Origin of the sequence: Stenotrophomonas sp. STK17_22, assembly GCF_051983905.1 — a bacterium.
Lineage (GTDB): Bacteria > Pseudomonadota > Gammaproteobacteria > Xanthomonadales > Xanthomonadaceae > Stenotrophomonas > Stenotrophomonas maltophilia_A.
The window spans coordinates 4625077-4650162 of the sequence record NZ_CP197010.1; the positions used below are offsets into that span (position 1 = coordinate 4625077).

Annotated in this window: 23 protein-coding genes and 1 tRNA gene; 7 read left to right on the forward strand and 17 right to left on the reverse strand. The window is 64.1% G+C overall.

Annotated features, from left to right (window positions below; genetic code table 11):
* Nucleotides 1–747 precede the first annotated feature (747 nt).
* A complete protein-coding gene (locus ACSYS9_RS21540) occupies nt 748–1449 on the reverse strand; it encodes a hypothetical protein (RefSeq protein WP_071227841.1) in 702 nt (233 codons plus the stop codon).
* Nucleotides 1450–1530: 81 nt separating this feature from the next.
* Here ACSYS9_RS21540 and ACSYS9_RS21545 point away from each other — a divergent pair, with 81 nt between their 5' ends.
* Entirely contained in the window at nt 1531–1722 is a 192-nt protein-coding gene (locus tag ACSYS9_RS21545) for a hypothetical protein (RefSeq protein WP_071227842.1), read from the forward strand.
* Here the strand turns inward: ACSYS9_RS21545 and ACSYS9_RS21550 are convergent.
* The 15 genes from ACSYS9_RS21550 to dtd all read right to left on the reverse strand — a co-directional run bounded on the left by ACSYS9_RS21550 (nt 1719) and on the right by dtd (nt 17622).
* Nucleotides 1719–4037, reverse strand: a complete 2319-nt coding sequence (locus tag ACSYS9_RS21550; protein WP_440568546.1) for a hypothetical protein — start codon at nt 4035–4037, stop codon at nt 1719–1721. The genes ACSYS9_RS21545 and ACSYS9_RS21550 overlap by 4 nt on opposite strands.
* Before the next feature lie 3 nt (nt 4038–4040).
* Entirely contained in the window at nt 4041–5465 is a 1425-nt protein-coding gene (locus ACSYS9_RS21555) for a hypothetical protein (protein ID WP_071227845.1), read from the reverse strand.
* A 1244-nt stretch (nt 5466–6709) separates the two neighbouring features.
* Nucleotides 6710–7186: a hypothetical protein gene (locus ACSYS9_RS21560; protein ID WP_081352268.1), complete on the reverse strand. Its 477-nt coding sequence runs from the start codon at nt 7184–7186 to the stop codon at nt 6710–6712.
* 28 nt (nt 7187–7214) lie between these two features.
* Nucleotides 7215–7796 carry an HNH endonuclease signature motif containing protein gene (locus tag ACSYS9_RS21565; RefSeq protein WP_081352269.1) on the reverse strand — a complete coding sequence of 194 codons (582 nt, stop codon included), beginning with the start codon at nt 7794–7796 and terminating at the stop codon, nt 7215–7217.
* A complete protein-coding gene (locus tag ACSYS9_RS21570) occupies nt 7738–8433 on the reverse strand; it encodes a phage antirepressor N-terminal domain-containing protein (RefSeq protein ID WP_071227847.1) in 696 nt (231 codons plus the stop codon). Before ACSYS9_RS21570 ends, ACSYS9_RS21565 begins: the two co-directional genes overlap by 59 nt.
* Nucleotides 8433–8690 carry an AlpA family phage regulatory protein gene (locus tag ACSYS9_RS21575; RefSeq protein ID WP_081352270.1) on the reverse strand — a complete coding sequence of 86 codons (258 nt, stop codon included), beginning with the start codon at nt 8688–8690 and terminating at the stop codon, nt 8433–8435. Before ACSYS9_RS21575 ends, ACSYS9_RS21570 begins: the two co-directional genes overlap by 1 nt.
* Before the next feature lie 220 nt (nt 8691–8910).
* Complete coding sequence (locus ACSYS9_RS21580) at nt 8911–9111, reverse strand: helix-turn-helix transcriptional regulator (protein WP_081352271.1); 201 nt, start codon at nt 9109–9111, stop codon at nt 8911–8913.
* 159 nt (nt 9112–9270) lie between these two features.
* The gene (locus tag ACSYS9_RS21585) at nt 9271–10182 is read right to left on the reverse strand and encodes a DUF6387 family protein (protein WP_071227849.1); all 912 of its coding nucleotides are present in this window, start codon (nt 10180–10182) and stop codon (nt 9271–9273) included.
* A 567-nt stretch (nt 10183–10749) separates the two neighbouring features.
* Nucleotides 10750–11439, reverse strand: a complete 690-nt coding sequence (locus tag ACSYS9_RS21590) for a hypothetical protein (protein WP_071227851.1) — start codon at nt 11437–11439, stop codon at nt 10750–10752.
* Entirely contained in the window at nt 11439–11669 is a 231-nt protein-coding gene (locus ACSYS9_RS21595) for a hypothetical protein (RefSeq protein WP_071227852.1), read from the reverse strand. The genes ACSYS9_RS21590 and ACSYS9_RS21595 overlap by 1 nt, the downstream gene beginning before the upstream one ends.
* Nucleotides 11670–11987: 318 nt before the next feature.
* Nucleotides 11988–13202: a tyrosine-type recombinase/integrase gene (locus ACSYS9_RS21600; RefSeq protein WP_440568551.1), complete on the reverse strand. Its 1215-nt coding sequence runs from the start codon at nt 13200–13202 to the stop codon at nt 11988–11990.
* A gap of 176 nt (nt 13203–13378) precedes the next feature.
* A tRNA-Ile gene (locus ACSYS9_RS21605) sits at nt 13379–13454 on the reverse strand.
* A gap of 124 nt (nt 13455–13578) precedes the next feature.
* Entirely contained in the window at nt 13579–14979 is a 1401-nt protein-coding gene (gene yjjJ / locus ACSYS9_RS21610) for a type II toxin-antitoxin system HipA family toxin YjjJ (protein ID WP_071227899.1), read from the reverse strand.
* A 258-nt stretch (nt 14980–15237) separates the two neighbouring features.
* On the reverse strand, nt 15238–17091 hold the full coding sequence (rpoD, locus tag ACSYS9_RS21615; RefSeq protein ID WP_014038623.1) for an RNA polymerase sigma factor RpoD: 1854 nt from the start codon (nt 17089–17091) through the stop codon (nt 15238–15240).
* Between the two features lie 90 nt (nt 17092–17181).
* Entirely contained in the window at nt 17182–17622 is a 441-nt protein-coding gene (gene dtd / locus ACSYS9_RS21620; RefSeq protein ID WP_049401012.1) for a D-aminoacyl-tRNA deacylase, read from the reverse strand.
* Nucleotides 17623–17682: 60 nt separating this feature from the next.
* Here dtd and ACSYS9_RS21625 point away from each other — a divergent pair, with 60 nt between their 5' ends.
* The 4 genes from ACSYS9_RS21625 (at nt 17683) to ACSYS9_RS21640 (ending at nt 21941) form a co-directional block, all read left to right on the forward strand.
* On the forward strand, nt 17683–18603 hold the full coding sequence (locus ACSYS9_RS21625; RefSeq protein ID WP_032128563.1) for a lauroyl acyltransferase: 921 nt from the start codon (nt 17683–17685) through the stop codon (nt 18601–18603).
* A gap of 87 nt (nt 18604–18690) precedes the next feature.
* Nucleotides 18691–19824 carry a GTP cyclohydrolase II RibA gene (gene ribA / locus ACSYS9_RS21630; RefSeq protein WP_071227854.1) on the forward strand — a complete coding sequence of 378 codons (1134 nt, stop codon included), beginning with the start codon at nt 18691–18693 and terminating at the stop codon, nt 19822–19824.
* 75 nt (nt 19825–19899) lie between these two features.
* Nucleotides 19900–20400, forward strand: a complete 501-nt coding sequence (locus ACSYS9_RS21635) for a PH domain-containing protein (protein ID WP_049401009.1) — start codon at nt 19900–19902, stop codon at nt 20398–20400.
* Nucleotides 20397–21941, forward strand: a complete 1545-nt coding sequence (locus tag ACSYS9_RS21640) for a PH domain-containing protein (protein ID WP_071227855.1) — start codon at nt 20397–20399, stop codon at nt 21939–21941. Before ACSYS9_RS21635 ends, ACSYS9_RS21640 begins: the two co-directional genes overlap by 4 nt.
* Before the next feature lie 97 nt (nt 21942–22038).
* Here ACSYS9_RS21640 and ACSYS9_RS21645 read toward each other — a convergent pair whose 3' ends face one another.
* The gene (locus tag ACSYS9_RS21645) at nt 22039–23097 is read right to left on the reverse strand and encodes a CDP-glycerol glycerophosphotransferase family protein (RefSeq protein ID WP_071227856.1); all 1059 of its coding nucleotides are present in this window, start codon (nt 23095–23097) and stop codon (nt 22039–22041) included.
* Here ACSYS9_RS21645 and ACSYS9_RS21650 point away from each other — a divergent pair.
* Both ACSYS9_RS21650 and ACSYS9_RS21655 read left to right on the forward strand, forming a co-directional pair.
* Nucleotides 23096–23914, forward strand: a complete 819-nt coding sequence (locus ACSYS9_RS21650; protein WP_049401006.1) for a glycosyltransferase family 2 protein — start codon at nt 23096–23098, stop codon at nt 23912–23914. The genes ACSYS9_RS21645 and ACSYS9_RS21650 overlap by 2 nt on opposite strands.
* A 43-nt stretch (nt 23915–23957) precedes the next feature.
* Nucleotides 23958–25079, forward strand: a complete 1122-nt coding sequence (locus ACSYS9_RS21655) for a glycosyltransferase family 4 protein (RefSeq protein ID WP_071227857.1) — start codon at nt 23958–23960, stop codon at nt 25077–25079.
* Nucleotides 25080–25086 lie beyond the last annotated feature (7 nt).

The following is a 25086-nucleotide window of genomic DNA, read 5'->3' on the forward strand; positions in this document are numbered from 1 at the left end:
AGTAGATGAGGAGATCAACTGCACCAATTCATCCAGCCCTGCCCGGGCCAGACCATGTGCAAAGCCGCCGCGCAGGAGCCGTCACCACATCATTCGAGCCATTCTCAACGGCGAGCACCCTTTAGGGCCTGACAAAACTCAGTTGATGGGGTCAGTTCGGTAGGCATAGTGACTGTCCACCATGACCACTGCCGTGGGGCCTACAAAGGCGACTACCAGGCCGCAGGAACACGCCTCGCCGACCTCCCCGGGACACCCATCCTCATGGAGGAGGTAGTGCCGATCAATCCTACGGATGAGGTCCTTGGCCAGCCCAGCGCGCGTAATCAGGTCCACATAGTCCAGCTCTCCCTCTGCCGGAGGGACTTGGCGAACATCACAAAGCAGCATACAACCGCTCCTTTTTGGGGACTCCAGATACTGGGGCTAAGGCCCAACTCGGACGTGCCGCTCTCAGCGCTCGCCCGCGTAAAGGCGTCACTAAATTCCGAGTACGAGCCGGGCTTGCGCGCGAGCGCGTACTGGTCGCAAAAGTCCCGGGGTGGCAGGGGGCTGGCTCGCACGTGTAGAGGCGTCCATTAATTCCAGCGCCCTCGCCGATGGAACGATCCGAGCCCAATAACTCATTGATTTACAAGCACTACACAAAATTGTGCCGTGTGAGGACTCCTGCGTTAGCACCTGACTTCCCGTAGGACAGCGGCCAGCTGACGGAGCGCCGTCCGCTCCCCGCCCTTCCAAGCGTTCCTAGCCGCCTTGGCCTTTCCTTCGACGCTGCGCGGGCCGGTCGCCTGCTCCCATGGTCGCCAGTTCTGGATTGCCTGCGCCTGTCGCCGGCGCCGCTCTGGGGTCCAGCCATTGCGCATCTGTGATCTCCTCCAATAGTTCGTTCGGCCGCCTTTTTGTTCCCGCGCGCCCGGCCTCTTCCGGGACCGGCCCGGGACTTTCCGGGGCAAGGTTGTTCACCTGCTGGTGGCCACCGGCAATGTTGGCCTGCTTCACGAACGCCACGGCTCTGGGGTTCTTGATCTCGGCCAAGGTCTCCAGAGTCGTCCGGCACTGGGACTGTGCCTTCAGGGCCAGCCGCATGTAGGTCTCCATGGCGCCCATGTGCTGCCCCATGTTTAGTGCCGCTCGGCGGCTCATCTCCAAGAAGACCGCATTCAGGGCAATGGCTTGGCTGGTCAGCAGCCCATCGGCCTGGTCGGTCTCGCCCTTGGCGGCCCGTCCTACTGCCGCCCGGGTCGACTTTACGAGCTCGTTTAGCTCGGTCCCGCCGGCTACCCCAGAATGCTGTGCAAACAGCAGGCTGACGAAGGCATTGCTGGCAATGCCCTCAGCAATCAGCCTAGCCGACTTCTCCTCTAGGGTCTGGCCGCTCTCCAGAAGCACATCGAGCTGCGCCGCACGCTGGTTGGCGCCGCCGGAGGGTTGGTTCTCTCTCCTCATTGGGCATCAATTCCTCTACAGGGGCCCCCACCCTCAGCGGGTGCTACGATTCAGCCCGCCGATATCGAATAAGGCAGTGCCATGGACTGGAAGACCAACAACTACGCTCCCCAGAAGAGCTGGGAGGCAATGAAGAGCGAGGCCTTCAACCAGCGCTATCCTGAGGGGAAGGCTGGCGGTAAATCCATCGCCTTAGCCATCATCGCCGTCCCCTTGGGCCTCGCTGCAGTCGCTGGGCTGGTGTACTCGGTTCTGACCTTCTTCGGAGGCTAACGGCCGCCGGCTGTCTCAGCCTTCAGACGCTGAGCCAGCTCAACCACCTCGTCGTCGTCCTCTTCCCTGCCAATCTGCAGCAGAGTGTTGATCTGACCAGCAATGTCGCCGCTATCCCGCTCGGTGTTTCGCGCGAGCCAGCGGACCGTCTTGGGGTTGGTCATCATTCTGGCGAGGAGGTTGTTGGCACCGGCCAGCGCTAGAGTTGACGCGACGGTGATTGCCGCCTGGCCCAGGTTTCCCTGCAATGCGTTCTGCCCAGCGATAAGTCCTGTGCCGCCAAGTGTCACGCCCAGAGCAGTCTGTTTGGCTGTGCCCGGGGGGTTAGCGAACACCTTGCTGCCGCTGCGAATGGAATCGGCCATCCTCACCAGCTTGTTTACGTTCTGGACGTAGTCCGTCCCGAAGCGCGCATTGCTAAAAAGTTGCTTCTTTGCTTCGGGGCTGATGTCTGCCCAGTTGCTCAAGAACGTCTCCATCGAGAAGGCATCGCCGGCAGCGTTCTGGTTGGCTTTGCTTGCGCGCCCCATCCGTTGCAAGAAGGATGCACTGACGTCAGCGCGTACCTGAGCAGGGAGCGAGTCCATCACACGCTTCAGGGGAGTGGCGCCATTCCGCGCGCCAGTGAACATGGCTTGGTAGGCGGCCTCCGGGCCCCCTTCCTTCTGGACGATCTTGCCGATAGCGTCCAAACGCTGCTCCCTGAGACGGTAGTAGTTATTGGCCCTGGCGAACGCCTTCTTGGCCTCCGGCGTTGTGGCGGCAGCCTCCATGTCTCGGGAAAGCGCTGCGTACAGCTTCTTCCACTCAGCGTGGGCGGCGTCACGTGTCAGGAACGTCGCGCCGACTTGCTTGCCGACCTTCGAACGCAGCTCCTTCAGCGCCTGATACGGCAGCGTCCCGTCCGCCATGTTCCCCAGAGTGCTGCTCAGATTCTGCTCGATGTCAGCCCGGCTCGGCACCGGTTCCATCACAGTCATTCCCAGCGACTGCCTGCGCGCATTTCTCTCTGCCGCTTCCTGGGCTTGCTGCTCCAAGTACTGCCTGTAGGCAGCCGCGTTCTCACGCATCCCTGGCCGGCTGAGAACTGATGCTCCCCCGGTGGTGTCGCTGACCAGCGCGCGCTCAATCTGCTTAAGTGCCGCTTGGTCGAACAAGTGGGAGAGTTCCGGCGCCCCGTTGATCGCAGCGTTGATTTCCTGAAGCGCGCCCCGGGCATTAGAGACGGGCACCATTTCACCTGCCGGAAGATGACGATCCAACTCGCTATACAGTCGATCCGAAACCGACCCGGTTCGATCCACAAAGCCACCAGGTCCATAGATGCCCTGTTGGACGTTCGTACCGACCTGAGTCGGGGTCAGGTCCGCTCCGCCGGCCGCGATCCTGTTGGACAGGTCATCGGTGGCGTTACGCGCCGCAGCCGCCTGATCGGCCGCGCGCTGGGCAATCTGGCCCGAGCCACCTGGGGTATTGCCGAGGTAGGTTTCAAGGGCACTAGCACTACGATTGCCAGTGGCTTGCCCGACACTCGGCGAGGTGCCAGAAGCAGCGAAGTCGTCAATCATGCTCTGCACACCGGAGACGTCATTCCCCCTCGCCGCCCGGCGCGTGAGGCCAGCTGCAACCGTGGGTACTGTGCCTACGGCGCGTACTCGGCCTGCAGTCGCAAGACTGGCAAGCCCACTTCCTGCCCCCGGCGCCAAACCGCCTGCCAGACCGGCCAACAGCTGATTGCCTTGAGAAGCTCCCGCCTCTCGCGCAACAGAAGAGGCTCCTGAGCCAGTAGCAGCAGACACGGCCTGCAGGGCTGGCTGAGCAGATAGGAAGCTGGCAAGCTGGTTCGTGACCGGGGCCGCTGTGCTACGGCCGAGGTTTGCCAGCGCGTTAATTCCGCCGCCGATACCAAGGGTCAATCCGGTTCCAGTCAGCGCCTCGCCCACGTCGCCCAGCACGCGGTCGCCAGCAGTCTGAGCCTTCGGCAGGCCCAGCCGGTCAGCCAGAGCCGAGGCTTCCTCGCGGTAAGGGCGAGCCTCCTGCATGCCCGCGGCCCGGGCCACAGGATTGACGATGTAGTTGTTGAACGCATCGCCACCCACTGCGCCAAGCAAGCCACCAGCGCCCTGCAGCGCCGACCTGGCGCCATAGGCAAGGTCGCGACTAGGGCCGTACCGCCATCCATCCGGTGCAACTTGGCTTCGCTTACCGGTAGACGTCGCAGCTGCAGGGGAGTCCGCAGGTTCCACCAGCTCCCCAGAAAATCGTGGCTTGCTCTTAACCGGCGAATCTACCGGGATTCCATCGAAACGGGCCATTGCTTACCTCTTTCGGTAGGTTCGACCATCGTCCGGGTCGATGTAGAGAGAGCCGCTGGGAAGAGCCTTGAAGTCAGCATCCGTCTGAGGACGAGCAGGGCCAGCGGATGACTCGGGGCCACCACTGACGCTGCTTGTGACCCCAGAAAAGTCGGCCATGCCTGTGCCACGCACCGGGTCGTATCCATATTGGCGTGCGATGTCTTGGTACTTCCGGGCTGTCCCGGTGATCCGCCCTTCTGCGTTGGTCGCGAGCTGAGCGGCTTGGTTGAGGAAGTCCTGGCGCTGTGTGGGATTCAGCCGCTGGCCACTGATGGCCTTGTTGTAGGCATTACGCACCTGATCCGGAACACCCGCAGCGTTCTGCGCATTGGCAAATTCCTGCTCGCGTACTACTGAGCCCGGGTCCAGCATCTTCATGAACGCGAAGATCAGGCTCAGGTCGCCGGCTGCACTCGGCTTGCCGGCCGCCGCCTGGACGTTTCGATACATGGACAGGACGCCCTGATCCTCCTTGAGGTTCTGGGTCACCTCTTTCCGGAGACTCTGCTCTCCCGCAGCGATGGCCTGCGGGGATGAGTTGTCGGCCGGACCTCCGGGGATGGGTACTAACGCATCTCCCTGATAGACGTACCCTTGTGGCGCCTCACGCTGCCTGGGAGGGGTGTACCCCATCCTCCCGGCGGCGGTCACTTGCCTGTCAGGCAAAATGACATTGTCCAACGTTCCGCCAGCGGCAATATCGGCCTGTGCAGCGGCGAGCTCGTCCGGATTCAAATCCGACCCGAGACTGTAGCGATTGCCTGCCGGGCCTACTCCAGTGGGCGGCATAACAGGCTGCTGCCCCGAGCCAGGGAGATCGCTCAGCTTTCGCTCGCGAGGGTCCCAGATCATCTTCATGCTGCCGCCCATTCCATCGGGCATATCGACCATGTTGGCGTTGGCCGGCGCAAACGGCACTTCAGCCAACACCTTACCCGTTGCATCGAAGCGCTTGGAGCCCGGCGAAAGGGTGAACTGCTCGCCCTGGGCTGTTGGTTGACCAGCAGCGACAGCTAGTACCTGATCGACAATCGGCATGACCGTGGCCGCGTCGAAGTCGTCAGGGATCTCAGCGCCAAAATTGCGTTTCAAGTACGGAACGGCGCTGCGGTAGATACCAGCTTGCATCTGCGGATTGCCAGCGAACTTGGTGAGCGACTTCGCCAAACCAACGAGCTTGTCTTGCTGTCGATTTCCTTCGGCCTGATAGGACTGCGCGGTCTTAGGATCAAGGGCAAACGCCCGATCGGTCGCGGGCAAATCTCCTGCGATGACCTTGGGTGCCAGCTGCTGCAACTCTGCCAGCATGTTGCGCTGCGTGACTGCCTTTTGGCGCTCAAGACCGTTCTGCATGCCTTGAGCGAAAGAATCATAGAAGGTGGCCATTGGATTCGGGTACTCCGTCTGTAGTCGCCTGGCTGCGAGTGGGAAGGAGCGCCTGGCGCGCCTTCATCGGCAAAAAAAGAAGGCGGCAGCTCTCGGGGGGCTGCCGCCTGGACCCGCCCTTGGGGGACATGGGGCCCTACTAGATAGGTCGGGATTTGGGTGTTTCTGACTCCCGCGTCCACTGCCGTCCATGTAGGTCTACTACTCGCAGGCAGATCCCATTGCGACGGCAACTCTCCGGCTGGCGCGAGCCAGCCATTCGAGCAGGCGCCTCTCGGCCGACTGCACCTCGCGACGAAACCGCGCCTCTTGGCGGGCTTGGTACTTCGCCGACTCCCGATAGGACCGCTGAGGTCGACGAACCAGCAATCTGCGCGCCGCCTCCAACGCAGCCCACTCCGGATGGCCGCATGCGGTCATGTACCGACAGACCAACGGCCAGCCTCTCTCGTCACCGATGGCGTACAGCATTAGCCAGGCAGCAAGTGGACCGTCCAGGTGCGCGTCCGCCAGAGCGTGCAGCACCAGCCTGCCCGGCCCCCTGACAGGCGCGGCCGTAAGCGATCCCTGTGTCTTCCAGCTCCGTAGCTGGCGAGTACGATCAGCCGCGGCCGGCGCGCGCATCACCGCCATCTGGTCAAAATCCAGCACTGCTTGGCGATCCTTCGGGCTGAACCTATCCAGCGCTTGCTTACGAGCCGCCACCTGCGTTGGTAGGTACTTGGATGCGGCCTGCTCAATCGAGTGCACGCGATGGATTGGCAGGTACGCACCGTCATCCGGGCAGCACTCCTCGCTGGAGCTCCGCCTCGTCGCATGCCGGATTGTGGGCCGTGTTGGTGCCCCGAAGCCAAACGCGCCAGCGATGCTCCTCACAACCAAATCGACTGCCTCGTTCTCCAGCAGCACCATCTCCAAGTACCGCTCATGGTCTCGAGATGCCATGGGCGGCCTCCCAGTGCGACCCGTCCGGCAGACGGACTACTCCGCCTGGCGAACCGGTTCGCGCTTCTCCTTGGATACGTCCAGAAGCGACCGCCGTGGCTTGAAGCCCTAAAGCCAATGCCTTGAAGCAAGAAGAGCGGGCTCCGCTTGGTATATATCTAGAAGGGTGTACACATAGCGACCTCGAAGGGGTGTGGATAACCGCCTGACTGGCCTGCATTGCGACCTCGTAGGTCTCTATGCGGGCCAACTCATAGCGGGATTGGCCTGCATAGCGACCTAGTTGGCCTACATAGCGACTACCCATTGCGATTCCTCCACAGGTTCAGTGGAGTTACGGTCGGTGGCTCAAGGTGCTTTTCGGACTCATCGACGGCGTAATAGGTCAGCGCGTACAGGCTGCACATGTTCTTGCCACCTTTGCGCGTCTCGATGATCCAGCCTGCGGAGAGGAGCTCAAGCTTGGCGCCGTGCACGGTCGCCTTGCTCCTCCAACCACGGGTCGAGAGCATCGACCAGGGGATGCTCAAATCGCCGTTTTTGCCAGGCCTGTATTGCCGGGCCAGTTCCAGCAGCAGCTTTACGGCGTTACCAGATAGCTGGCCGAACTCCGGCGAGTCGGAAATCCTGTGCTCAAGCATCAGGAACGGCGCGCCCTTCGACCGCCCTACGAGCTTCTGGCGCCGCCTGTCAGTGTTCTTCTTGGGTTGCGCCTGGCCATAGCTTGCGCCGCCCTCTGGAGACCGCTGGGCGCGGTCTTGGCTTGTACTGTGCATGTGCCCCCCAAGGGCAAGGAACACGGCCTCAGCCGCGCTTAGGACGTTTGGCTCTACAGGTCGTCCCTGCATCCACGTGACGCCAAGTCTTCTTCTTGCGGATGCACCTGATAGTTGAACTATTCACGCCGTAGCGGCGCGCCCAAACCTTGGTTGGAACGATTCCCACCGTGCGCAGGACCGCTTCCACCTCTGCAACGCTGAGCTTGCACTGGGAGGAGGGGCTGCCGAATTTGGCTATGTTCCGTGCGCGTTGAAGTCGGCGATTCTCCGAACCAGTCACCAATTGCAGGTTGTCCAACCTGTTGTTCGACGAATCACCATCGAGGTGATCCACCTCCATCCTCTTGGGTACAGGACCGTGGACGGCCTCCCACACGAGCCTGTGGGCATACCAGGTTGTGCAGGAACCACCTGCCCGGCGGTGAATGACCCTGATGTACCCGTCACGGTATCTCCGGCCTACTGTCCGCCCGCAGGCGCTCCATAGCTCCCCAGTACTCGGCGAGACGAGGAGACCGCTGGCGCAATGCAATATCCTGTCAGTCGCGCTAGGAAGCATTGGGGGCCTCCCAACCGATCCGCTGAGAGCTGCACCAAGTGGCTGCATGCTGCTCAAGGAGAGGCTTGCGATCACGATATGGCCTGCCCTGCCCGATCCACACCGCGTTCTGTATCCTGAGCTCTTGCTGCAGCTTGAGCTGGTCTGTGGAAAGCGAGTCCTCACAGACACCGCCAAAGACCCCAGTGATGCAGTGATTCACGAGTCGATGCTCAGTGGCGTAGTCGTAACCCTTGGGGTCCCGGCCCAGCCCAACCAGCGTGTCGTGCAGGATGCGGCACATCACGGTGCCTGCGACTCGCTTTGCCATTGCCACATCCTGCCGCGTCCCATTCGAGAGGAATGCCGCTGCGAGAACGTCAGCCGCCTGCTCTTGGAACAGAACCACGCGCTCCCGAATGGCAGCCCTCACCTTGTTAGGATTCACTGTGGCCAGCCAGAACGGGAGCCTAGACAAGGGCAGGGCCTGCATTTGGCGACCTTTGCCATCGCCAGCAACCATCCCCCTTAAGGTAGACAGTTGGCGGGCCAGGACGGGGTGAGATTTCAGCTTCTCAAGCTGCTTGGACCAATCCAGACCCATGCCTTCCACGATGGGCCGCATGGCCACAAAGGGGCATCCTTGGTGGAGACGGCCGATGAGTTCGGCACCGTGGAAGTCGACGTGGATGATTCCAGTAGCCATTAGGCGGCCCTCCCCTCTTCACAACGAGAGTCGATCCAGCATCGCACCGCCTCCGAGTCCCAGGCAGACAAGCGCGCAGCTACTCGGATAGGTCGAGGGAACCGGCCTTCCTTCGCCATCTTGTAGATGAGAGAGCGGGACATGCCGCAAGCTGCGATCACCTCGGGCAGGCGCATTAGGATTCGGCCCTGTGCGGCCACGCGCCCCAGCCGGATAGCATCGGAAGTCATACCGAGGTCTCCTTGTGCTGAGCCCATGCCCTGCGGGCCGTGTCCGGCACCCGGTACTCGGTGAGGGAGTAAGAGCCGTAGCTGTCACGCCTCCGAACACTGACAGCGAGAAGGAGCCCACGCTCGATGAGGCCCCAGGCGTCCTTACGGCCCGGCTTGGTCTCGCTATGGGGGTGATCTGCGGTCCAGCCACCGAGATCCAGCAGACGTCGCTGATCTGCGCTCAGATCGGAGAAGTCGAATCCGCTCATCGCACGGCCCCCAGTCTGGAGGACAGCACACGCTGGAGATCGACCTCAGGGATCAGGGATCGAGCTCCAATTTTGACCGAGCGAATCTCGCCCGCCTTGATCAGTTCGTAGAGGGTCGTCCGGCTGACGCTGAGCCGGCGACACGCATCGGGAATGCGATGCAGCAGTGGATCGAGAGCGTTCGTTGAGTTGACCATTGTTCGTACCTGTTAGCTGGGTACGAACCGGCGTCCGCACCCGCCCGGCTGTGTCCGGGCGGATGTAAAACTATGCACATAGACGTGCTACTTGAAGGGCCAAATGAGGCCCTCATTTTCAACCGGGGCAGCTTCAAATCCTTTTACTTCCGGAAATATCTAGCCGCCAGAATTTTCCGACTTTTCGTCCTCCCTAGCTGCCTGCGCGGCAAGAGCATCAATGGTCTCAAGCGATGCCCAGGCCTTAGCGTTTGGCAGGAAAGTCTTACGAACGTCATCTACTTCCACTCTTCTCATTGGTGGGAACGCCGCCTCACAGAGGTCACCGTAGGTGATCCTCGCACCGGTGAGTTCCTTCCACTTAGTCAGCACAAGCAGCGGGACGTACGCGTTGCGCACCCACCTTTTGAAATCAGTGTCCGTAAATGACTTCTTCGCAGCTTGATGCCCCTGAAGAGCGCGCATCGCCCGAAGCCACCGGTCGAAGTCCTTACGGAGTATCTCGTCAGGAGCTCGCATGTTGACCGAGAGCGCTCTCCGCCTAGGAAGCCCAACCCCAGAGCCTGAATTCTGCCTAGAGTCTCTCAGTGAAACAAAGAATGGCGTGCTGGAAAACTCCTCAAGATAGTCAATGGACTGGAATGCCTTCCTAGCTGCTTTGAACTCCTTCTTGGTTTCAAGTTCAACCGCCGTTCTCATGCCGACCAACAACTCAGGACCGTTCTCGATGTGATCAAGTGTTGCGCCCATATGCGCGACGGTCCAGTTGCTCAGTGACTGGACACTGCCGAAGTCAAAGACAGCCTCATCCACAACATATTCTTGCTTCTTCCAGTCGGCCCATCCTCTGCCTTCATCCTCCTGGAAGCCTACAAAGACCTCTTCAAGCTCTTCCAGGTCCAGGTCAGAATCATCATCTCCAGTCCGATAGAGATCGGGTATTTCGTCGAGCAGCATGCGAAGGCCGCTTACTACCCTCAACCAACCGTTGGCATCCAACTCGGATAAGTGGCTGTATGCATCCAGATTGAACCAGTCGGGAATTCGGCTGGCGGGTTTGGGACGAGCCATGTAGTTCTTCCTCAATTTCAAGCTGCCTCCTACTGAGGCTTTGCGTCCTGGGATGACAATTCGAAAGCAGGATGGTCGGACCTATCAGGGATTAGCGACTGGACCGGAACGTTGCGCCGCCCTGCGTACTCCTCAACGCTGGCAGAAGACAGGTCGGTGAGCGCTGCCTCCAGTTGGTCCATTGTGTAAACCTCTTCGACGCCCTTCTCAGCGCAGATACCGCGAAGCAAGGCCTCCACCAGCGGCGATCCGCACCCAAAAAAACCATCCAAGATTCCCCTCTGTACTTCCCCAACGCTACCGCCGTGAACCTCAGCCACGGAGCAGACAATATCGGCCAGATGGGCACTCCCGCTAGTGCGCGGGTCCGCTGCAGCCGCCCTGAGAGCTTGGAGGAAGGCGATGCAGCAGACCCTCCCCACCTCTCGGCCCATCAGATGCCCATGGGCTTCGGGCATTCGCCAGTAGTCCCCGACCTTGGCATGGCTCTGGCGGTAGAAGGGCAACCGCTGAATTGGGTTCGCGCGGGTCCGATTAAACCGGATCGGCCTCCGGAACCTGCTGCTGTTACCGGCCATCGTCACCACCCCTCTGGCCATCCGTGAACCGCTTCATGACTGTGGCAACATCCTTCTCCCATTGGTGCATCCATGCCTTTGCCGTTCGCCGAGCGGTCGAAACTGAAATAGGGCGTCCGGCCTGTGCAGCCTCCTGCAGCATCCGCTCTGAGATACGCGTCAAGTTGTCCAGATCAGCTTGGCGGTCTTTGGCAGCCAAGGCTCTGTCCCTCGCCTTCTGCTGGCGACGCAATCGACTTTCAGCCCTCTTAGCCGCTGCTTCCGTGGCTAGTCTGTCTCTCTCCAGGACAGACTTAGGAAACCCGAGTGGGAGCATCCGGTCCGTATCCGAGATAGCGGTCGCGTACCAATGCACGCCTTGTCGGTAGTGATAAAGCGGTTCCTTGAAGAGGTCTGGCCATCCGAGCTCAAACGGTTCTTCATCCAGCGGATGCCAACCTAGCTCCCTGCCACGAGTGAGGAGCCTGGCTGCAGAAACGGACTCAACAATCACTTCACCGCGCTCGCCGGGATAGCAAAGCCGGAACTTGTGGTCGATTCGAGCAGCAAGCCAGTCTATGCTGCAGAGCTGATGTCCGATCAAAGCTCGGATCGGTACGCCAGCTTCAAGCAGCGCCTCAATACGGACTTCGAGTACATCCTTTTCCTGCGTAGCCCTCGCTACAGTCGAGCTGAGCATCACAGCACCTCCTGCATCGCATTTCCTGCAGCAGAAGCCCGCTCGCGGATCATGCTGATGGCAGCAGCTATCGGAGCCGGGAAATCTGCCTCGAACATCGATTGCTCGTTGAAGAGCAGTTGGCAGATCCCCTCAATGTCACCCATGGCAAGGCTTGCTGAGTTTAGCGCCTGGAAAAGGGCATCTTCCCTGCTCAGGGCCGCCGACTCGCCTTGATTGCGCTTAGCCATTGGCGCGCCCCCAGAATTCGAGGGCCAGTGCCGCGGTGAAAAGTGCGAGGCAGACTCGGTAGGTATTGAGGTCGTCGTTGGCGCTGAACCAGCTGTGGCAAGCGCGGACTATCCTGATGGCCAGTACGGCCTGAGATGTGGGCCGGTTTTCGGCCGAGCGCGCCCGTTCAGGCGCAACAAGTACAATGCTGCAATCCATGATCGACTCTCCAATAGTCGGTTGTGGTAGGCCGAGCTAGGGGTTCCAGCCCCTTTCTCGGCCGCTTTGTTTATGCGGCTCTACTGCCTTGATGGCCCTCCTTAAGGCCTCTGTAAGGTTTAGGCGCGCTTGGCCTTGAAGGCCAGCACGTTCGGTTCTGCAATCCGCAGTTGGTCGAGATAGTCGGACCAGGCCTGCATCATCTTCCTGCGTTCCGGCAGGTGGGTCGCTCGGTTGTAGGCCCGTCCAAGCGGATCCTTTACCGCATGCGCCAACTGATGCTCGATATAGTCCGGGCGATAGCCAAGCACTTCGTCCAGCACGGTTCTTGCCATCGCTCGGAAGCCATGGCCCACCATCGTGTCCGAGTCGAATCCAAGGTTCCGCAGCGCCGCGTTCAGTGTGTTCTCACTCATCGGCTTTAGGGCACTGCGAACACCAGGGAAGACAAATTCGCTCCGCTTCGTATACGGGTACAGCTCCCGGAGAACCTCAACGGCCTGATCTGACAGAGGGACGATGTGCGGCGTTTTGGTTTTGCTGGTGACGTAGCGCCACTCTGCAGCATCGAGGTCGATGTCAGCCCACTTCGCCTGCCTAAGCTCCCCAGGGCGAACAAACACCATTGGGGCCAGCTTTAGAGCGGCTTGCGTGACCAGTGCCCCCTGGTAGCCCCACAGCGCGCGCAGGAGGCCTCCTATCACGGCAGGATCAGTCACGCTGGCAAAGTGCTTGGTCTGAGGCTGTTCAAGCGCTCCTGTGAGGTCCTGAGCGGGATTGCGGTCTGCGCGACCCGTAGCGATGGCGTAGCGAAATACTCGCCCAGCATGCGCCCGGGCACGATGTGCGGTTTCCACGACACCGCGATGTTCCAGCTTCCGCAGCGCCGCCAGCAGCACGGGGGCGGTGATGTCCCCAATAGGCAGATCAGCCAGCCCCGCCAGATCCTTCTCGATCAGCCGACGCTCGCGCACGACCGATCCAGGGGAAAGGCCCTCCTTCGTTCGCTTGGCGAGCAATTCCAAGCCGATGGCTCCGAAGGTGTTCGCGGCCCGTTCTCCTTGGACTGCCTTTTCGACTCTGGCCACTTGAGCGGGATTAGCCCCGCCACGCAGGAGCGAGCGCAGACGGTCGCGTTCGACGCGGGCAGCCTGCAGCGACATCGACGGGTACTCATCGAGCGTGACGATGCTGGCCTTTCCCAGATAGCGGTAGCGGTAGCGCCACACCTTGGCTCCCGAAGGGCGCACTTCAATGCACAAGCCGTTGGCATCAGCCACACGGAAGGGGCTGGCCTTCGGCTTGAGCGAACGCAACTTGGTGTCGGTCAGCATGTGAGTCAAGCGCCTGTGAGTCGTCTAGGGGCGTCTAGCCCGCTGACACACAGCCTGACTCACTTTTTTTGTGGATGCAAGTGGATGCCGCTGGACGGCTATGGATGCGTCGCAGCGCTGAAATCAAGTAGATCAAGGAGTTCTCGGACGTCTCCGGACTTCGCTGGACGTCAATGTGGTGGGCCCACCAGGATTCGAACCTGGAACCAAGGGATTATGAGTCCCCTGCTCTAACCGTTGAGCTATAGGCCCTGCGCAGCGTCACAGTGTAGTGGAGCCTGCGCTCAACCGGCTACCCGCCGACGCCAAGACACACTGAAAAACCCTCAGCCATCGCTGCGCAACGCCACGCGCCCAGGCTTGCGCAACAGCTGGCTCACCCAAACCGCGCGCCCATCTCCCGCACCCGCTCGGCGTTCGCCCCCGCCAACGACCGCATTGCCGGCGACTGGATCCGCCCGTCAACAGCCACGCACTGCCAGAATGCTTCAGCCACCGGTGCCGCCCAGCGCAGATGCTGCAGATCACCACTGCCCAGCGGCGCGACCGGCGACAGCGGCTCGTCCGCGCGCAACACGCCCAGCTTTGACGGCGCCAGCGACATCGGCAGCATGTCGTAGACCGGCGCCAGCGGCAGCGGGCCGCGATCAATGAAGTGGAAGGCGATGTTGCCGTGGTGCATGTCGCTGTTGCCGATCAGCCGCCCGAACGCATGGCGTCGGCCCATCGCCTGCACGGTGTCGGCCGTCAGCCAGCCTTGATCACGCAGTTCGGCGCCTGCAACCGGCCACGCTGGGGTGACCTCGCCGGTGAACGCAGACGATAGCGACAGCAGCGAGACCAGGCCTCGCCGCCCCAGCAGATCGGGCGTGCGGTCGAAGCGCTCGATTTCCAGGAAGGTGTGCGTGGGCGACTGCAGCAGTTCGCTGGACGCCGCGGCTTGTCCGGACTCGCGCAGGGCCTCAAGCGCCAGATGTTCGCAGACCAGCAGATCGCTCCAGCGCTGGGCGGCGGCGCCTTCATCAGGCTGCGCGAACTTGACCAGGACCGAGCGGCGCCTGCCGTAGGCCTCTACGGTGGCGGTGAACTTGGGTTGCTCGCCACCCGGCGAGGAGCCCACGTCCTCTCCGTCCAGCGCAGCACGCGCACGCTCGCGATACTGTGCAAGACGATCGTCGGCCGCAACCCGATCAATCGGCACCTGCAACGTCTCCATCGCCGCCTCCACGGCGGCGGTACCGAGCAGCAGGTCGCCCGCTTCAGTCCCGCCAGCGGTTACCAGGGCCATCAACACATCGTCCGGTTGCCAGCTCTTGAGGTCCTTCGGCAGGCCGAGCGCCTGCGCACGGCCATGGGCGAAGCTGCGACCAAGAAATCCCTGCGGTCGCAGGTCATCCAGGTACCACGGCAAGACAGGAAAGAAGGCGGCAACGTCACCTTCGGGCGCGCGTCGCAGGTTCGGACAGTCAGGCCCGGCATCGACGTGGAAGCCGCCTCCTACCAGCGCAATTACCCGCCCCAGCTCCTCCAGCGTCGCATCTTCGCGCAGCCGGTACAGCGGCCATTCGCTGCCGGCCCGGGTGGGCCGCCGCAGCGCATAGGCGGTTGCCCGGGTGCTGCCCATGCGCACCACCTGCGGGCCACTGGCGGCCACCAGCCGGCTGAGCGCCATCCGGCCCACCCCCAGACGCTCGGCCAGCGCCGCGGCAGGTAGCGGCTGGCCGGGGGCCAGCTGAGCGATCAGATCCAGTACCTGTGGGCGTTGAGCGCGTGGCATGTGCATTACGTAATACGAAATTTGTTACGTAATTAGCATCAAAAAAGCGGGGCTGCAAGCGCGGCCGTGCACCTATGAGTTTGAAAATAATGGACATATTCACGAAGAGCCAGCTTCGACGCGAGCCTTCCGTTACATTACTTGTTACGTAATCATAAGCCTCAGCCAAGCATAGGCTCGGCTTTACAGGGATATGGTGGGCAAAGAAAAACCCCGCCGAAGCGGGGTTTCTCTCAACGCTTCAACAGCCGCTGGAAATCAATCGATATCCAGGAAGCTGCGCAGCTGCTCCGAGCGGCTCGGGTGACGCAGCTTGCGCAGGGCCTTCGCTTCGATCTGGCGGATGCGCTCGCGGGTCACGTCGAACTGCTTGCCGACTTCCTCGAGGGTGTGGTCGGTGTTCATGTCGATGCCGAAGCGCATGCGCAGCACCTTGGCTTCCCTCGGGGTGAGGCCGGCCAGCACGTCGCGCACGGTTTCAGACAGGTTGATGTTGGTGGTGTTCTCGATCGGGGACTCCACGTTGGTGTCCTCGATGAAGTCGCCCAGATGGGAATCCTCGTCGTCGCCGATCGGGGTTTCCATCGAGATCGGCTCCTTGGCGATCTTCATCACCTTGCGGATCTTGTCTTCCGGCATGTCCATTTCCTTGGCCAGCTCCTCCGGCGTAGCCTCGCGGCCGTACTGCTGGAGCATCTGGCGGGAAATGCGGTTCAACTTGTTGATCGTCTCGATCATGTGCACCGGAATACGGATGGTGCGCGCCTGGTCGGCGATCGAGCGGGTGATCGCCTGGCGGATCCACCAGGTGGCGTAGGTCGAGAACTTGTAACCGCGGCGGTACTCGAACTTGTCCACGGCCTTCATCAGGCCGATGTTGCCTTCCTGGATCAGGTCGAGGAACTGCAGGCCGCGATTGGTGTACTTCTTGGCGATCGAGATCACCAGGCGCAGGTTGGCCTCGACCATTTCCTTCTTGGCCTTGCGCGCCTTGGCTTCACCGTAGGCCATGGCACGGCTGATTTCCTTCAGCTCTTCCAGGTCCAGCTGGGTCAGCTTCTCGATGTCGATCGTCGCCTGCTGTTCGGCGATGATCTGGTCCTTCACTTCGCGCAGGGCCGACGACCACTTCTGCTTGCGCTTCAGTGCGTCTTCCACCCACTCCAGGTTGGTCTGGTTGCCTTCCCAGGAACGGATGAAGTCCTTGCGCGGCATGCGGGCGGTGACGGTGGCCAGGTTCAGCACGCGGCGCTCGTGGGCCTTGATCGACGCCATGGTGTCGCGCAGCTGCTTGGTCAGCACGTCGGTCAGCGGCAGCGGCAGCTTCAGGGTGACGAACACCGCCGACATCTCTTCGCGCAGGCGCGGCAGGTTCTTCTTGTCGCCCTTGGTCGCCGCCTTCTTGAAGGCGTTGAAGGCATCGCTCAGCGCCTGCATGCGCGCAGCGACTTCCTCCGGGTCCGGACCGGTCGGTGCGGCTTCTTCCTCGCCACCCTCGACATCATCGTCCTCGTCCTCGTCGCCTTCGGCGTCGGCATCGCTGCTGTCATCGGCAGCAGCCGCCGGCGGCGCCGGCTCTTCGTCGGCCAGGTCGTTGAAGCCAACGATCACTTCGGCCAGGCGCTTCTTGCCTTCCTTGTGGGCTTCGTAGTCGGTCAGCAGCGACTCGACCGAGACCGGGAACTGGCCCAGGGCGGCCTGGACCTGCGAAAGGCCTTCCTCGATGCGCTTGGCGATGGCGATTTCGCCTTCGCGGGTCAGCAGCTCGACGGTGCCCATTTCGCGCATGTACATGCGCACCGGGTCGGTGGTACGGCCACCTTCGGTGTCGAGAGCGCTCAGCGCGGCGGCAGCTTCTTCGGCCGCGGTGTCATCGACTTCGCGGTTACCGGTGTTGCCATCGTTGAGAAGCAGGGTTTCCACATCCGGCGCAACTTCATGGACATCGATGCCCATGCCGTTGATCATGCCGATGATGTCTTCGATCTGTTCCGGGTCGACCATGTCGTCCGGCAGATGGTCATTGACTTCGGCGTAGGTCAGGTAGCCCTGTTCCAGGCCCTTGCTGATCAGTTGCTTGATTTCGGATTGGGCAGGACGTTCGTTGGCCATGTAGTGCTCGCGCCACCGGCTAGGGAGAAATAGGGAACGTAGCATTATACCAGCCCGGGGCCCCGCCTGCCGGGCGGTGGTCCCGCAGGCTCAGGGCCTGAGAAGGAAGGTCACGGGACCGTCATTGACCAGGCTGACGACCATATGGGCACCAAATCGGCCCGTTTCCACCCCTGGTGCGTGATTTTCACGACAGATCTCGACAAATCGATTGAACCCGCGTTCAGCCTCGTCCGGCGGTGCGGCGCTGGTGAAGCTGGGCCGCATGCCCGAACGGGTATCGGCCGCCAGGGTGAACTGGCTGACCAGCAGCAGACCGCCGCCGGTGTCGCGCAGCGAGCGGTTCATCTTCCCGGCCTCGTCGGCGAACACCCGGTAGCCCAGCAGGCGCTCGGCCATGCGCCGCAGCTGGGCCTCGGTATCGCCCGGTTCCATGCCCACCAGCGCCAGCAGGCCCGGACCAATCTGGCCGACCGCTTCGTCATCGACGTGGACGGCAGCCTGGCTGACACGCTGGATAAGGACGAGCATCGTGGGCTCCAATGAACGGGGCCGGCCACGATAGCAGCGCCCTTGGCTAAACTGGCGCCGATGAATCCGCAACGCAAAGCCCGGCTGGTCTACCGCGCCACCACCCTGTTCGCCCGCCTGCCCTGGCCGCTGCTGCGGGGAATCGCCCGTGCCCTGTCCTGGACCTGGATCAGTCTCAACGCCCGTGAGAGCCGCGTCACCCGACGCAACCTGGAGCTGGCCTACCCGGACCTGGACCGCGCCACGCGCGACCGCCTGCACCGGGAGCTGCTGCGCTCCACCGCCCTGCAGGCCATCGAGACCCTGCGCCTGTGGAGCCAGGCGCCGGCCGACAACCTGCGCCTGCATCTGAAGCAGCGCCACGGCGAGGCCCTGTACGACGCGGCCCTGGCCAGCGGCAAGGGCGTGATCGTGGCCGCACCGCACTTCGGCAACTGGGAGCTGCTGAACCAGTGGCTGGCCTCGCGCGGGCAGATCGCCATCGTCTACAAGCCACCGGAGGACGAAGCCAGCGATGCCTTCCTGCAACTGGTGCGGGGCGGCCAGAACGTACAGCAGGTGCGCGCCGAAGGCCCGGCCGTGCGCCAGCTGTTCAAGGTGCTCAAGGACGGCGGTGCCACCGGCATCCTGCCCGACCAGCAGCCCAAGGCCGGCGATGGCGTGTTCGTGCCGTTCTTCGGCGTGCAGGCGCTGACCATGACCCTGGTCAACCGGCTGGCCGAGCGCACCGGCGCCACCGTGCTGTATGGCTGGTGCGAGCGCATCGGCCCGGACATGGAATTCGCCCTGCACATCGAACCGACCGACCCCGCCGTGGCCGACCCGGACCCGCAGGTGGCCGCCACCGCGCTCAATGCCGGCATCGAGCGCATTGCCCGCCGCGATCCGGCGCAGTACCAGTGGACCTACAAGCGCTATACGCTGCGGCCACCGGGCAGCGGCGAGGAAGACCCGTACGCGACCGAAGAGCATCCGCACTGACGGCCGCCGCACTCAGGCCCATCCGGCCCCTGCGACCGGCGGCCGCACCACGTTGAATACGACGCCGGCGCCCCCATAGAGACTGCGATGTCCGACTCCCCCGGTCCTGCCATGTCTGCTTCTTCCCTGTTCGGCGATCCGGCCGCGATCCGCTGCGAGCGCGCGGTGGCCGAACTGCGTGCCGGTCGCCCGGTGCTGCTCCACGATGGCCAGGGCCAGCGCCTGGCGGTGATCGCGCTGGACAGCGCCACGGCCAGCAGCTTCGCTGCCTTCGCCAATGCCGCCCGCGAGCGGCACTACCTGTTCCTGACCGCCACCCGCGCCCGCGTGCTTGGCGTGGAGGCCACGCAGGGTGCGCGCCTGCCGCTGGCCGGTGTTGCCTTCGATGCCCTGCCCTCGCTGGGCTACCTGCGTGAACCGGGCCCGATGCCGGACGGCTGGAGCGCCGGTGACGCCTTCGATGCAGGCGCGGTGGAACTGGCCCGCCTCGGCCTGTTGCTGCCGGCGATGGTGGCGGTGCGCCTGGACGCCGAAGACCGCACCTTCGATGGCGCGGCCGAGGTTGCGCTGTGCGACCTGGCCGAGGGCGCAGCACATGCCGCGCATGACTACGAACTGGTGGCGCGTTCGCCGGTACCGCTGCGCGATGTCGGCATGACCTCGTTCGCGGTGTTCCGTGGTGGCGTCGCCCAGCGTGACCAGGTCGCGATCATCGTCGGCGAACCGGATCTGTCGGCGGTGGTACCGGTACGCGTGCACTCCTCGTGCCTGACCGGCGACCTGTTCGGTTCGCTCAAGTGCGACTGCGGCGACCAGCTGCGGCGCGGCCTGCGCAAGCTGAAGGAACTGGGCGGCGGCGTGCTGCTGTACCTGGACCAGGAAGGCCGCGGTACCGGCATCGCGGCCAAGATGCGTGCCTACGGCTACCAGCATGACGGCCTGGACACCATCGATGCCGATGCACAGCTCGGCTTCGGCGCCGACGAACGGCGCTACGGCAGCGCGGTGGCGATGCTGCGCGGCCTGGGCATTTCGCGCGTGGCCCTGCTCAGCAACAACCCGACCAAGGCGCAGCGCCTGCGCAACGCTGGCATCGAGGTGCTGGACTGCATTCCGGTCACCGGCGAGATCACCGCCGAGAACGAGCACTACCTGCGCACCAAGGCCGATCGTGCCGGCCACATGCTGGATGTGGACGCGCTGATCCAGGCTGCCCAGTAACGCAGCCGACCTGCTACCGTCTGCGCGGTGCGGCCACGGCCGCCACCGCCCGCCCTGCCACCTGACGGAGCCCGCGTGACCGACGTTCCCCTTACTGCTCCGACCACCGATGCCTGGCAGTCGCTGCCGCGCCGCGCCGCGCGGCTGGCCGCACTGGAAGGTGCCTTCGGCGGCCTGTTTGTGCCGGGCCTGCCGCTGGCCGCAGCCGCGTGGTTCTTCGACCTGCCCGGCGGCCTGTGGACGGCCGCCCTTGGGCTGCTGATCGGCATCGTCTTCGGCGCCTGGCTCGGCCGCCGGCGCCTGGTCCGCACCCGCTGGCGGCTGGATGCCCAAGGGCTGGGCCTGCGCCGCGACCTGATGTGGCAGCTGGAAACGCGCATCCCCATTTCGCGCGTGCAGCACCTGGACCTGCGCCGTGGACCACTGGAACGCCGTGCTGGCCTGGCCACGCTGATCGTGCACACCGCCGGCACCCGCATGAGCGCAGTGACCGTCAGCGGCCTGGACGAGGCGGATGCCGAGCGCCTGCGCGATACCCTGTCCCACCAGCTCGACCAGGACGCCGACGCCCTGTGAGCCTGCCACCGCCTCTGCCTGCAGCACTGCCCGCCGGTGGCGAGGACCACCGCCTGCATCCGTGGTCGTGGTTGTTCGTACTGTTGATGCAGTTGCGCCATTACTTCCTGCCGCTGGTCGCACTGCTGGTGTTCGGCCAGCGCGGCGACCGCGACCCGATGTGGGCGCAGCTGATTCCGCTGACGGCAATTGCCGCACTGGTACTGGTGTCGGTGCTGCAGTACCTCAGCTACCGCTACCGTATCGGCAGTGATGCGATCACCGTGCGCAGCGGCCTGCTCGCGCGCAACCGGCGCGAGATTCCGTTCGCGCGCATCCACAACGTGGAGGTGCGGCAGAACCCGCTGCACCGCCTGTTTGGTGTGGCCGAGCTGCGCCTGGAATCGGCCGGTGGCGTGCGCCCGGAAGCGGAGATGCGGGTGCTGAAGCTGGACCAGGCGCTGGCGCTGGAACTGCTGGTCCGCCAGCGCGGGCAGGCGCCGCAGGCCGCCGGCATCACTGAGCCCGACCCGGTTGCCAGCACCGCGACTGAGAACGAGCAGGTACTGCTGCGCCTGTCGAGCTGGGGCGTGGTACGCATGGGCCTGCTCTCCAACCGCGGCTGGGCGCTGGCGATCGCCGCGTTCGGCGTGCTGTTCCAGACCGTGCCACGGCCGGTGATGGACGATGCCCTCCAGCGCGGTGGACGCGAAGCCTTTGGCTACGCCAGCCATCTGCACCCCGGCGTGACCGGTGCGTTTCTGCTGCTGGCTGCCGCGCTGCTGCTGGGCTGGCTTGCGCTGCGCGTGCTGTCGGTGGTGCTGACGCTGCTGCGCTACCACGGCTTCACCCTCAGCGAGCAGGACCGACGCCTGACCGTATCGGCCGGTCTGCTCAGCCGCACCCGCAGCAGCGTGGCGCGCCGGCGCATCCAGGCCTGGACGCTGCGCGAAGGTACTTTGCAGCGCTGGTTCGGGCTGCGTCAGCTGCGCATCGACAGTGCCGCCGGTGGCCCCGCGCGCGATGAGGACCGCGCCCTGCGCGAACTCGCGCCGCTGGCGTCCAGTACACGTTGTGAGCAGCTGGTGCAGCACCTGCTGCCGCAGCTGCAGTGGCCTCCGCTGCAATGGCAGTCCATTCCGCAGCGCGGCTGGTGGCGGCTGTGCCTGGGCGCACTGGTGCTGGTGCCGCTGCTGGCTGCGGCCGCGTACTGGCGCTGGGGCCCATGGGGCCTGCTGGTGCTGGCGTGGCTACCGGTGGCGCTGCTGGTCGCGCACCGGCAGATGGCACGCATGGGCTGGTACCTGGACGAACACTATGTGGCGGTGCGCGGCGGCTGGTGGAAGCGCTGGTGGCGCTGGGCCGAGCTGGACAAGGTGCAGGGCCTGCGCCTGCAACGCTCGCCGCTGGACAAACTGCTGGGCACCAGCAGCCTGCAGCTGGATACCGCCGGCGCGCATGGTGATGTGGCGCTGACGCTGCATCATCTGCCGCAGGCACAGGCCCAACAGGTGATGGATCAACTGGCCGCGGCGCTGGCGCGGCGCAAGCTGCGCTGGTAAGCACTACAGGTCGTGCCGATCGCCGGCCGGCAACTGCCGCCATTCCCAAGGTTGCCGGCCAGCGGCCGGCACTACCGCGAGCGAGGTCAGCGAGGCATCAGCGCTGCGACGGGCCCCAATACCCCAGGTCCTTGCGGATCTGCAGATCGCGCACCCAGCTGCCGAATGGCTTGCGCCGCAACGCACTCATTTCACCGGACAGGAAATCCTCGGTGGCCGCGATCACCCGTTCACTGGAGCGGCCATCGCGGTAAGGGTGGATGGCATCGGCGTAGCGCACGATTTCCGCCTGCAGCGCGGCGTCCGGGTGCAGCGCGCGCTGCAGCATCGCCTGCAGCTGCGCAGGATCATCGAAGTCGATCATGTGCGGCTTGGGCACGCGGTTGCGGAAGGTCACCACCGGCTTGTGCTGCACGATGAACTCCGAAACGATCGATGAGGTGTCCGACACCAGCACATCGGCGGCACGCTGCGCGGCCATCACCTGCTCCGGCTCGATGAAGCGGGCATTGGCACCGGCCAGCGCGCGGTAGCGTTCGAACAGTTCCGGTGGGCACTTCGGGTGCAGGGTCAGCAGCCAGTAGTGGTCACCGGCGGCGATATCAGCGGCGATCTGCGCATGCAGGCGCGGGGCCGCGCTGAGCCGCTCGGTGAAGGTGGAACCGAACAGGATCACCGGGCGGTCACCGGCCGGTGCGCGCAGCGCGGAACTCTCGCCTCCGTCATCGCGGAACAGCGGGTCCAGCTTCGGCCAGCCAGTCTCGGCCACGGCGAAGTGGCCCTGCAGGCTGGCGATCTCGCGGAACGGTGCGGTCGTGGCCGGCCCCTGCGTGCAGTACAGGTCGAACATGCCGCGCACCCGGAAGTGGCCGCGCGCACTGTCCCGCTTCTCCACGTTGAAGCCATGGAACAGCTGCACCTTGGCCCCCGAAAGGAAGGTCGGCACCCAGTTGGCCGCGCTGAACACCGCCCGCGGACGCATTGCCAGGGCCTGCTTCAGGCCCACGTTGGGCACCCCCGGCAGGCTGCTGCCGGCCGCGCCGTCCTCGAACCAGGCCGCCACCTCCTGCCCTGACGCGTGCAAGGCCTGCGCCAACGGGGCGAGAATAGGCAGCGCATAGCGCTCCGTCGCAAACAACAGGTACCCGGCCATCATGTCCTCCACGACCGCTCCCATCGAACGGCCTCGCATCTCGGCGTGCATTATCGCGTTCAACGAGGCCGGGCGCATCGGCGACTGCCTGGCCTCGCTGGCCTTCTGCGATGAGATCGTGGTGGTGGACTCGCAGTCCACCGATGCCACCGTAGCCATCGCCGAGTCCGCCGGTGCCCGCGTGCTGCAGCGCCGGTTCGAGGGCTTCCGCAGCCAGAAGGCGTTCTGCGTCGAGCAGGCCAGCCACGACTGGGTGCTGTGCCTGGACGCCGACGAGCGCATCAGCCCCGAGCTGCGCACGGCCATCGAGCAGGCCCGCGACGGTGGCTTCGGCGGCCAGGCCGGCTACCGCTTCGCCCGCCTCTCGGAGTACTTCGGGAAGTTCCTGCGCCATGGCAATGCCTACCCGGACCGGGTGATGCGCCTGTTCGACCGCCGCCGCGGCGGCTGGCGCGGCAAGCGCGAGATCCACGAGGCGGCCAGTGTCGACGGCAGTGTGGGCACCCTGCGCGGCGACCTGATCCACTATCCGTACCGGTCATTGCAGCAGCAGCTGGCCAAGACCGAGAAGTACGCGCGGATGATGGCCGAGCACGAGTTCGCACGCGGCAAGCGGGCCACGCTGGGCAAGCTGGTGCTGGCGCCGGCCTGGCGGTTCTGGCGCGGCTTCCTGTTCCGTGGCGGCTTCCGCGACGGCTGGCACGGCCTGGTCTACGCCTACGTCCGCGCCAACTACGTGCGGCAGAAGACCATCATGCTGTGGATGCTGGGCAATGGACAGGCGGTGGCCGACCCGGCGCCTTCCGCGGACCGGCCTTGACCACGCTGTGTCACACTGCGCGGGCGTTGCCTGAAGACCCCCCATGAAAATCCTGTACACCAACTTCCACTACGGCGACGGTGGCGGCCACACCACGTACATCGTCTCGCTGGCGCGTGCGCTGCACGGCCAGCACACGCTCCACGTCGCCGCGCCGGCCGACAGCCGCCTGCTGCGGACCATGGCCGCTGAAGGCATTGCCCGCACACTGCCGATTGCGTTCGGCAGCGGCCTGCCAACGCTGCCCCGGCAGCTGGCCGAACAGCGCGCGCTGCGCAGGCTGGTCCACGATGAAGGCATCGACCTGATCCATGTCAACGGTGCACGCGACCACCGCTTCGTGATGCAGGGGCTGCTGGGCATGCGCCGCCCGCCGATCGTGCTGACCAAGCACAACAGCAAACCCACCAATACCTTTGGCAATGCGCTGCGCGCACGCTGGGCCACCGATCGGCTGATCGCGGTCTCGGCCGACACCAAGCGCCTGCTGGAACAGGGCCCGTACCGTTGCTGCCCGATCGACGTGGTCCGCAATGGCGTTGACCTGGAGCGCTACTCACCGCAGCCGGCCGGCACCGGCAGCGCGCTGCGCCAGCAGTGGACGCAGGATCCACAGGCGCTGGTGCTGGTCAGCAATGCCGGCACCGACGATTACAAGGGCTGGATCGACCTGGCCCGGGCCATCGCACGGCTGCCCGATGCGGTGCGTCCGCATGTGCACATGGCCGTGGCCGGCCACCTGCCCAGCGCGCAGCAGCGCGAACAGGTGCAGGCGCTGGGCGAGGTGGCCGCGCAGGTGCACTTCACCGGCCTGCTGGCCGATACCCGCGTCCTGATCGCGGCCGGCGATGCTGGTTTCGTACTGTCCCATGACGTCGAGACGATCTCCTTCGCCTGCCGCGAGATGATGGCCAGCGCCAAGCCGATGCTGGTCAGCGACTACGCGGGCCTGCCGGAGAACATCGAACAAGGCGTCGATGGCTGGGTGGTTGCCACACGCGACATCGACGCCATCGCCGCCCAGGTACAGGCGCTGTACGCACAGCGCGATGCGCTGCCGGAACAGGGCCGCGCAGCACGCCGCCATGCACAGCGGGAGTTCGGCCTGCAGACATTCGCCGACGCCACGCTGGCCAGCTACCACGCCGCCCTGGCCAACACCTGAGCCACGC

What these genes read in the sequence shown, in the direction of transcription:
- ACSYS9_RS21540 (WP_071227841.1), bottom strand. Translation starts at nt 1,449, where the DNA reads ATGAGGAGAGAGAACCAACCCTCCGGCGGCGCCAACCAGCGTGCGGCG.
- ACSYS9_RS21545 (WP_071227842.1), top strand. Translation starts at nt 1,531, where the DNA reads ATGGACTGGAAGACCAACAACTACGCTCCCCAGAAGAGCTGGGAGGCA.
- ACSYS9_RS21550 (WP_440568546.1), bottom strand. Translation starts at nt 4,037, where the DNA reads ATGGCCCGTTTCGATGGAATCCCGGTAGATTCGCCGGTTAAGAGCAAG.
- ACSYS9_RS21555 (WP_071227845.1), bottom strand. Translation starts at nt 5,465, where the DNA reads ATGGCCACCTTCTATGATTCTTTCGCTCAAGGCATGCAGAACGGTCTT.
- ACSYS9_RS21560 (WP_081352268.1), bottom strand. Translation starts at nt 7,186, where the DNA reads ATGCACAGTACAAGCCAAGACCGCGCCCAGCGGTCTCCAGAGGGCGGC.
- ACSYS9_RS21565 (WP_081352269.1), bottom strand. Translation starts at nt 7,796, where the DNA reads ATGCAGCCACTTGGTGCAGCTCTCAGCGGATCGGTTGGGAGGCCCCCA.
- ACSYS9_RS21570 (WP_071227847.1), bottom strand. Translation starts at nt 8,433, where the DNA reads ATGGCTACTGGAATCATCCACGTCGACTTCCACGGTGCCGAACTCATC.
- ACSYS9_RS21575 (WP_081352270.1), bottom strand. Translation starts at nt 8,690, where the DNA reads ATGGGCTCAGCACAAGGAGACCTCGGTATGACTTCCGATGCTATCCGG.
- ACSYS9_RS21580 (WP_081352271.1), bottom strand. Translation starts at nt 9,111, where the DNA reads ATGGTCAACTCAACGAACGCTCTCGATCCACTGCTGCATCGCATTCCC.
- ACSYS9_RS21585 (WP_071227849.1), bottom strand. Translation starts at nt 10,182, where the DNA reads ATGGCTCGTCCCAAACCCGCCAGCCGAATTCCCGACTGGTTCAATCTG.
- ACSYS9_RS21590 (WP_071227851.1), bottom strand. Translation starts at nt 11,439, where the DNA reads ATGCTCAGCTCGACTGTAGCGAGGGCTACGCAGGAAAAGGATGTACTC.
- ACSYS9_RS21595 (WP_071227852.1), bottom strand. Translation starts at nt 11,669, where the DNA reads ATGGCTAAGCGCAATCAAGGCGAGTCGGCGGCCCTGAGCAGGGAAGAT.
- ACSYS9_RS21600 (WP_440568551.1), bottom strand. Translation starts at nt 13,202, where the DNA reads ATGCTGACCGACACCAAGTTGCGTTCGCTCAAGCCGAAGGCCAGCCCC.
- yjjJ (WP_071227899.1), bottom strand. Translation starts at nt 14,979, where the DNA reads ATGCCACGCGCTCAACGCCCACAGGTACTGGATCTGATCGCTCAGCTG.
- rpoD (WP_014038623.1), bottom strand. Translation starts at nt 17,091, where the DNA reads ATGGCCAACGAACGTCCTGCCCAATCCGAAATCAAGCAACTGATCAGC.
- dtd (WP_049401012.1), bottom strand. Translation starts at nt 17,622, where the DNA reads ATGCTCGTCCTTATCCAGCGTGTCAGCCAGGCTGCCGTCCACGTCGAT.
- ACSYS9_RS21625 (WP_032128563.1), top strand. Translation starts at nt 17,683, where the DNA reads ATGAATCCGCAACGCAAAGCCCGGCTGGTCTACCGCGCCACCACCCTG.
- ribA (WP_071227854.1), top strand. Translation starts at nt 18,691, where the DNA reads ATGTCCGACTCCCCCGGTCCTGCCATGTCTGCTTCTTCCCTGTTCGGC.
- ACSYS9_RS21650 (WP_049401006.1), top strand. Translation starts at nt 23,096, where the DNA reads ATGTCCTCCACGACCGCTCCCATCGAACGGCCTCGCATCTCGGCGTGC.
- ACSYS9_RS21645 (WP_071227856.1), bottom strand. Translation starts at nt 23,097, where the DNA reads ATGATGGCCGGGTACCTGTTGTTTGCGACGGAGCGCTATGCGCTGCCT.
- ACSYS9_RS21655 (WP_071227857.1), top strand. Translation starts at nt 23,958, where the DNA reads ATGAAAATCCTGTACACCAACTTCCACTACGGCGACGGTGGCGGCCAC.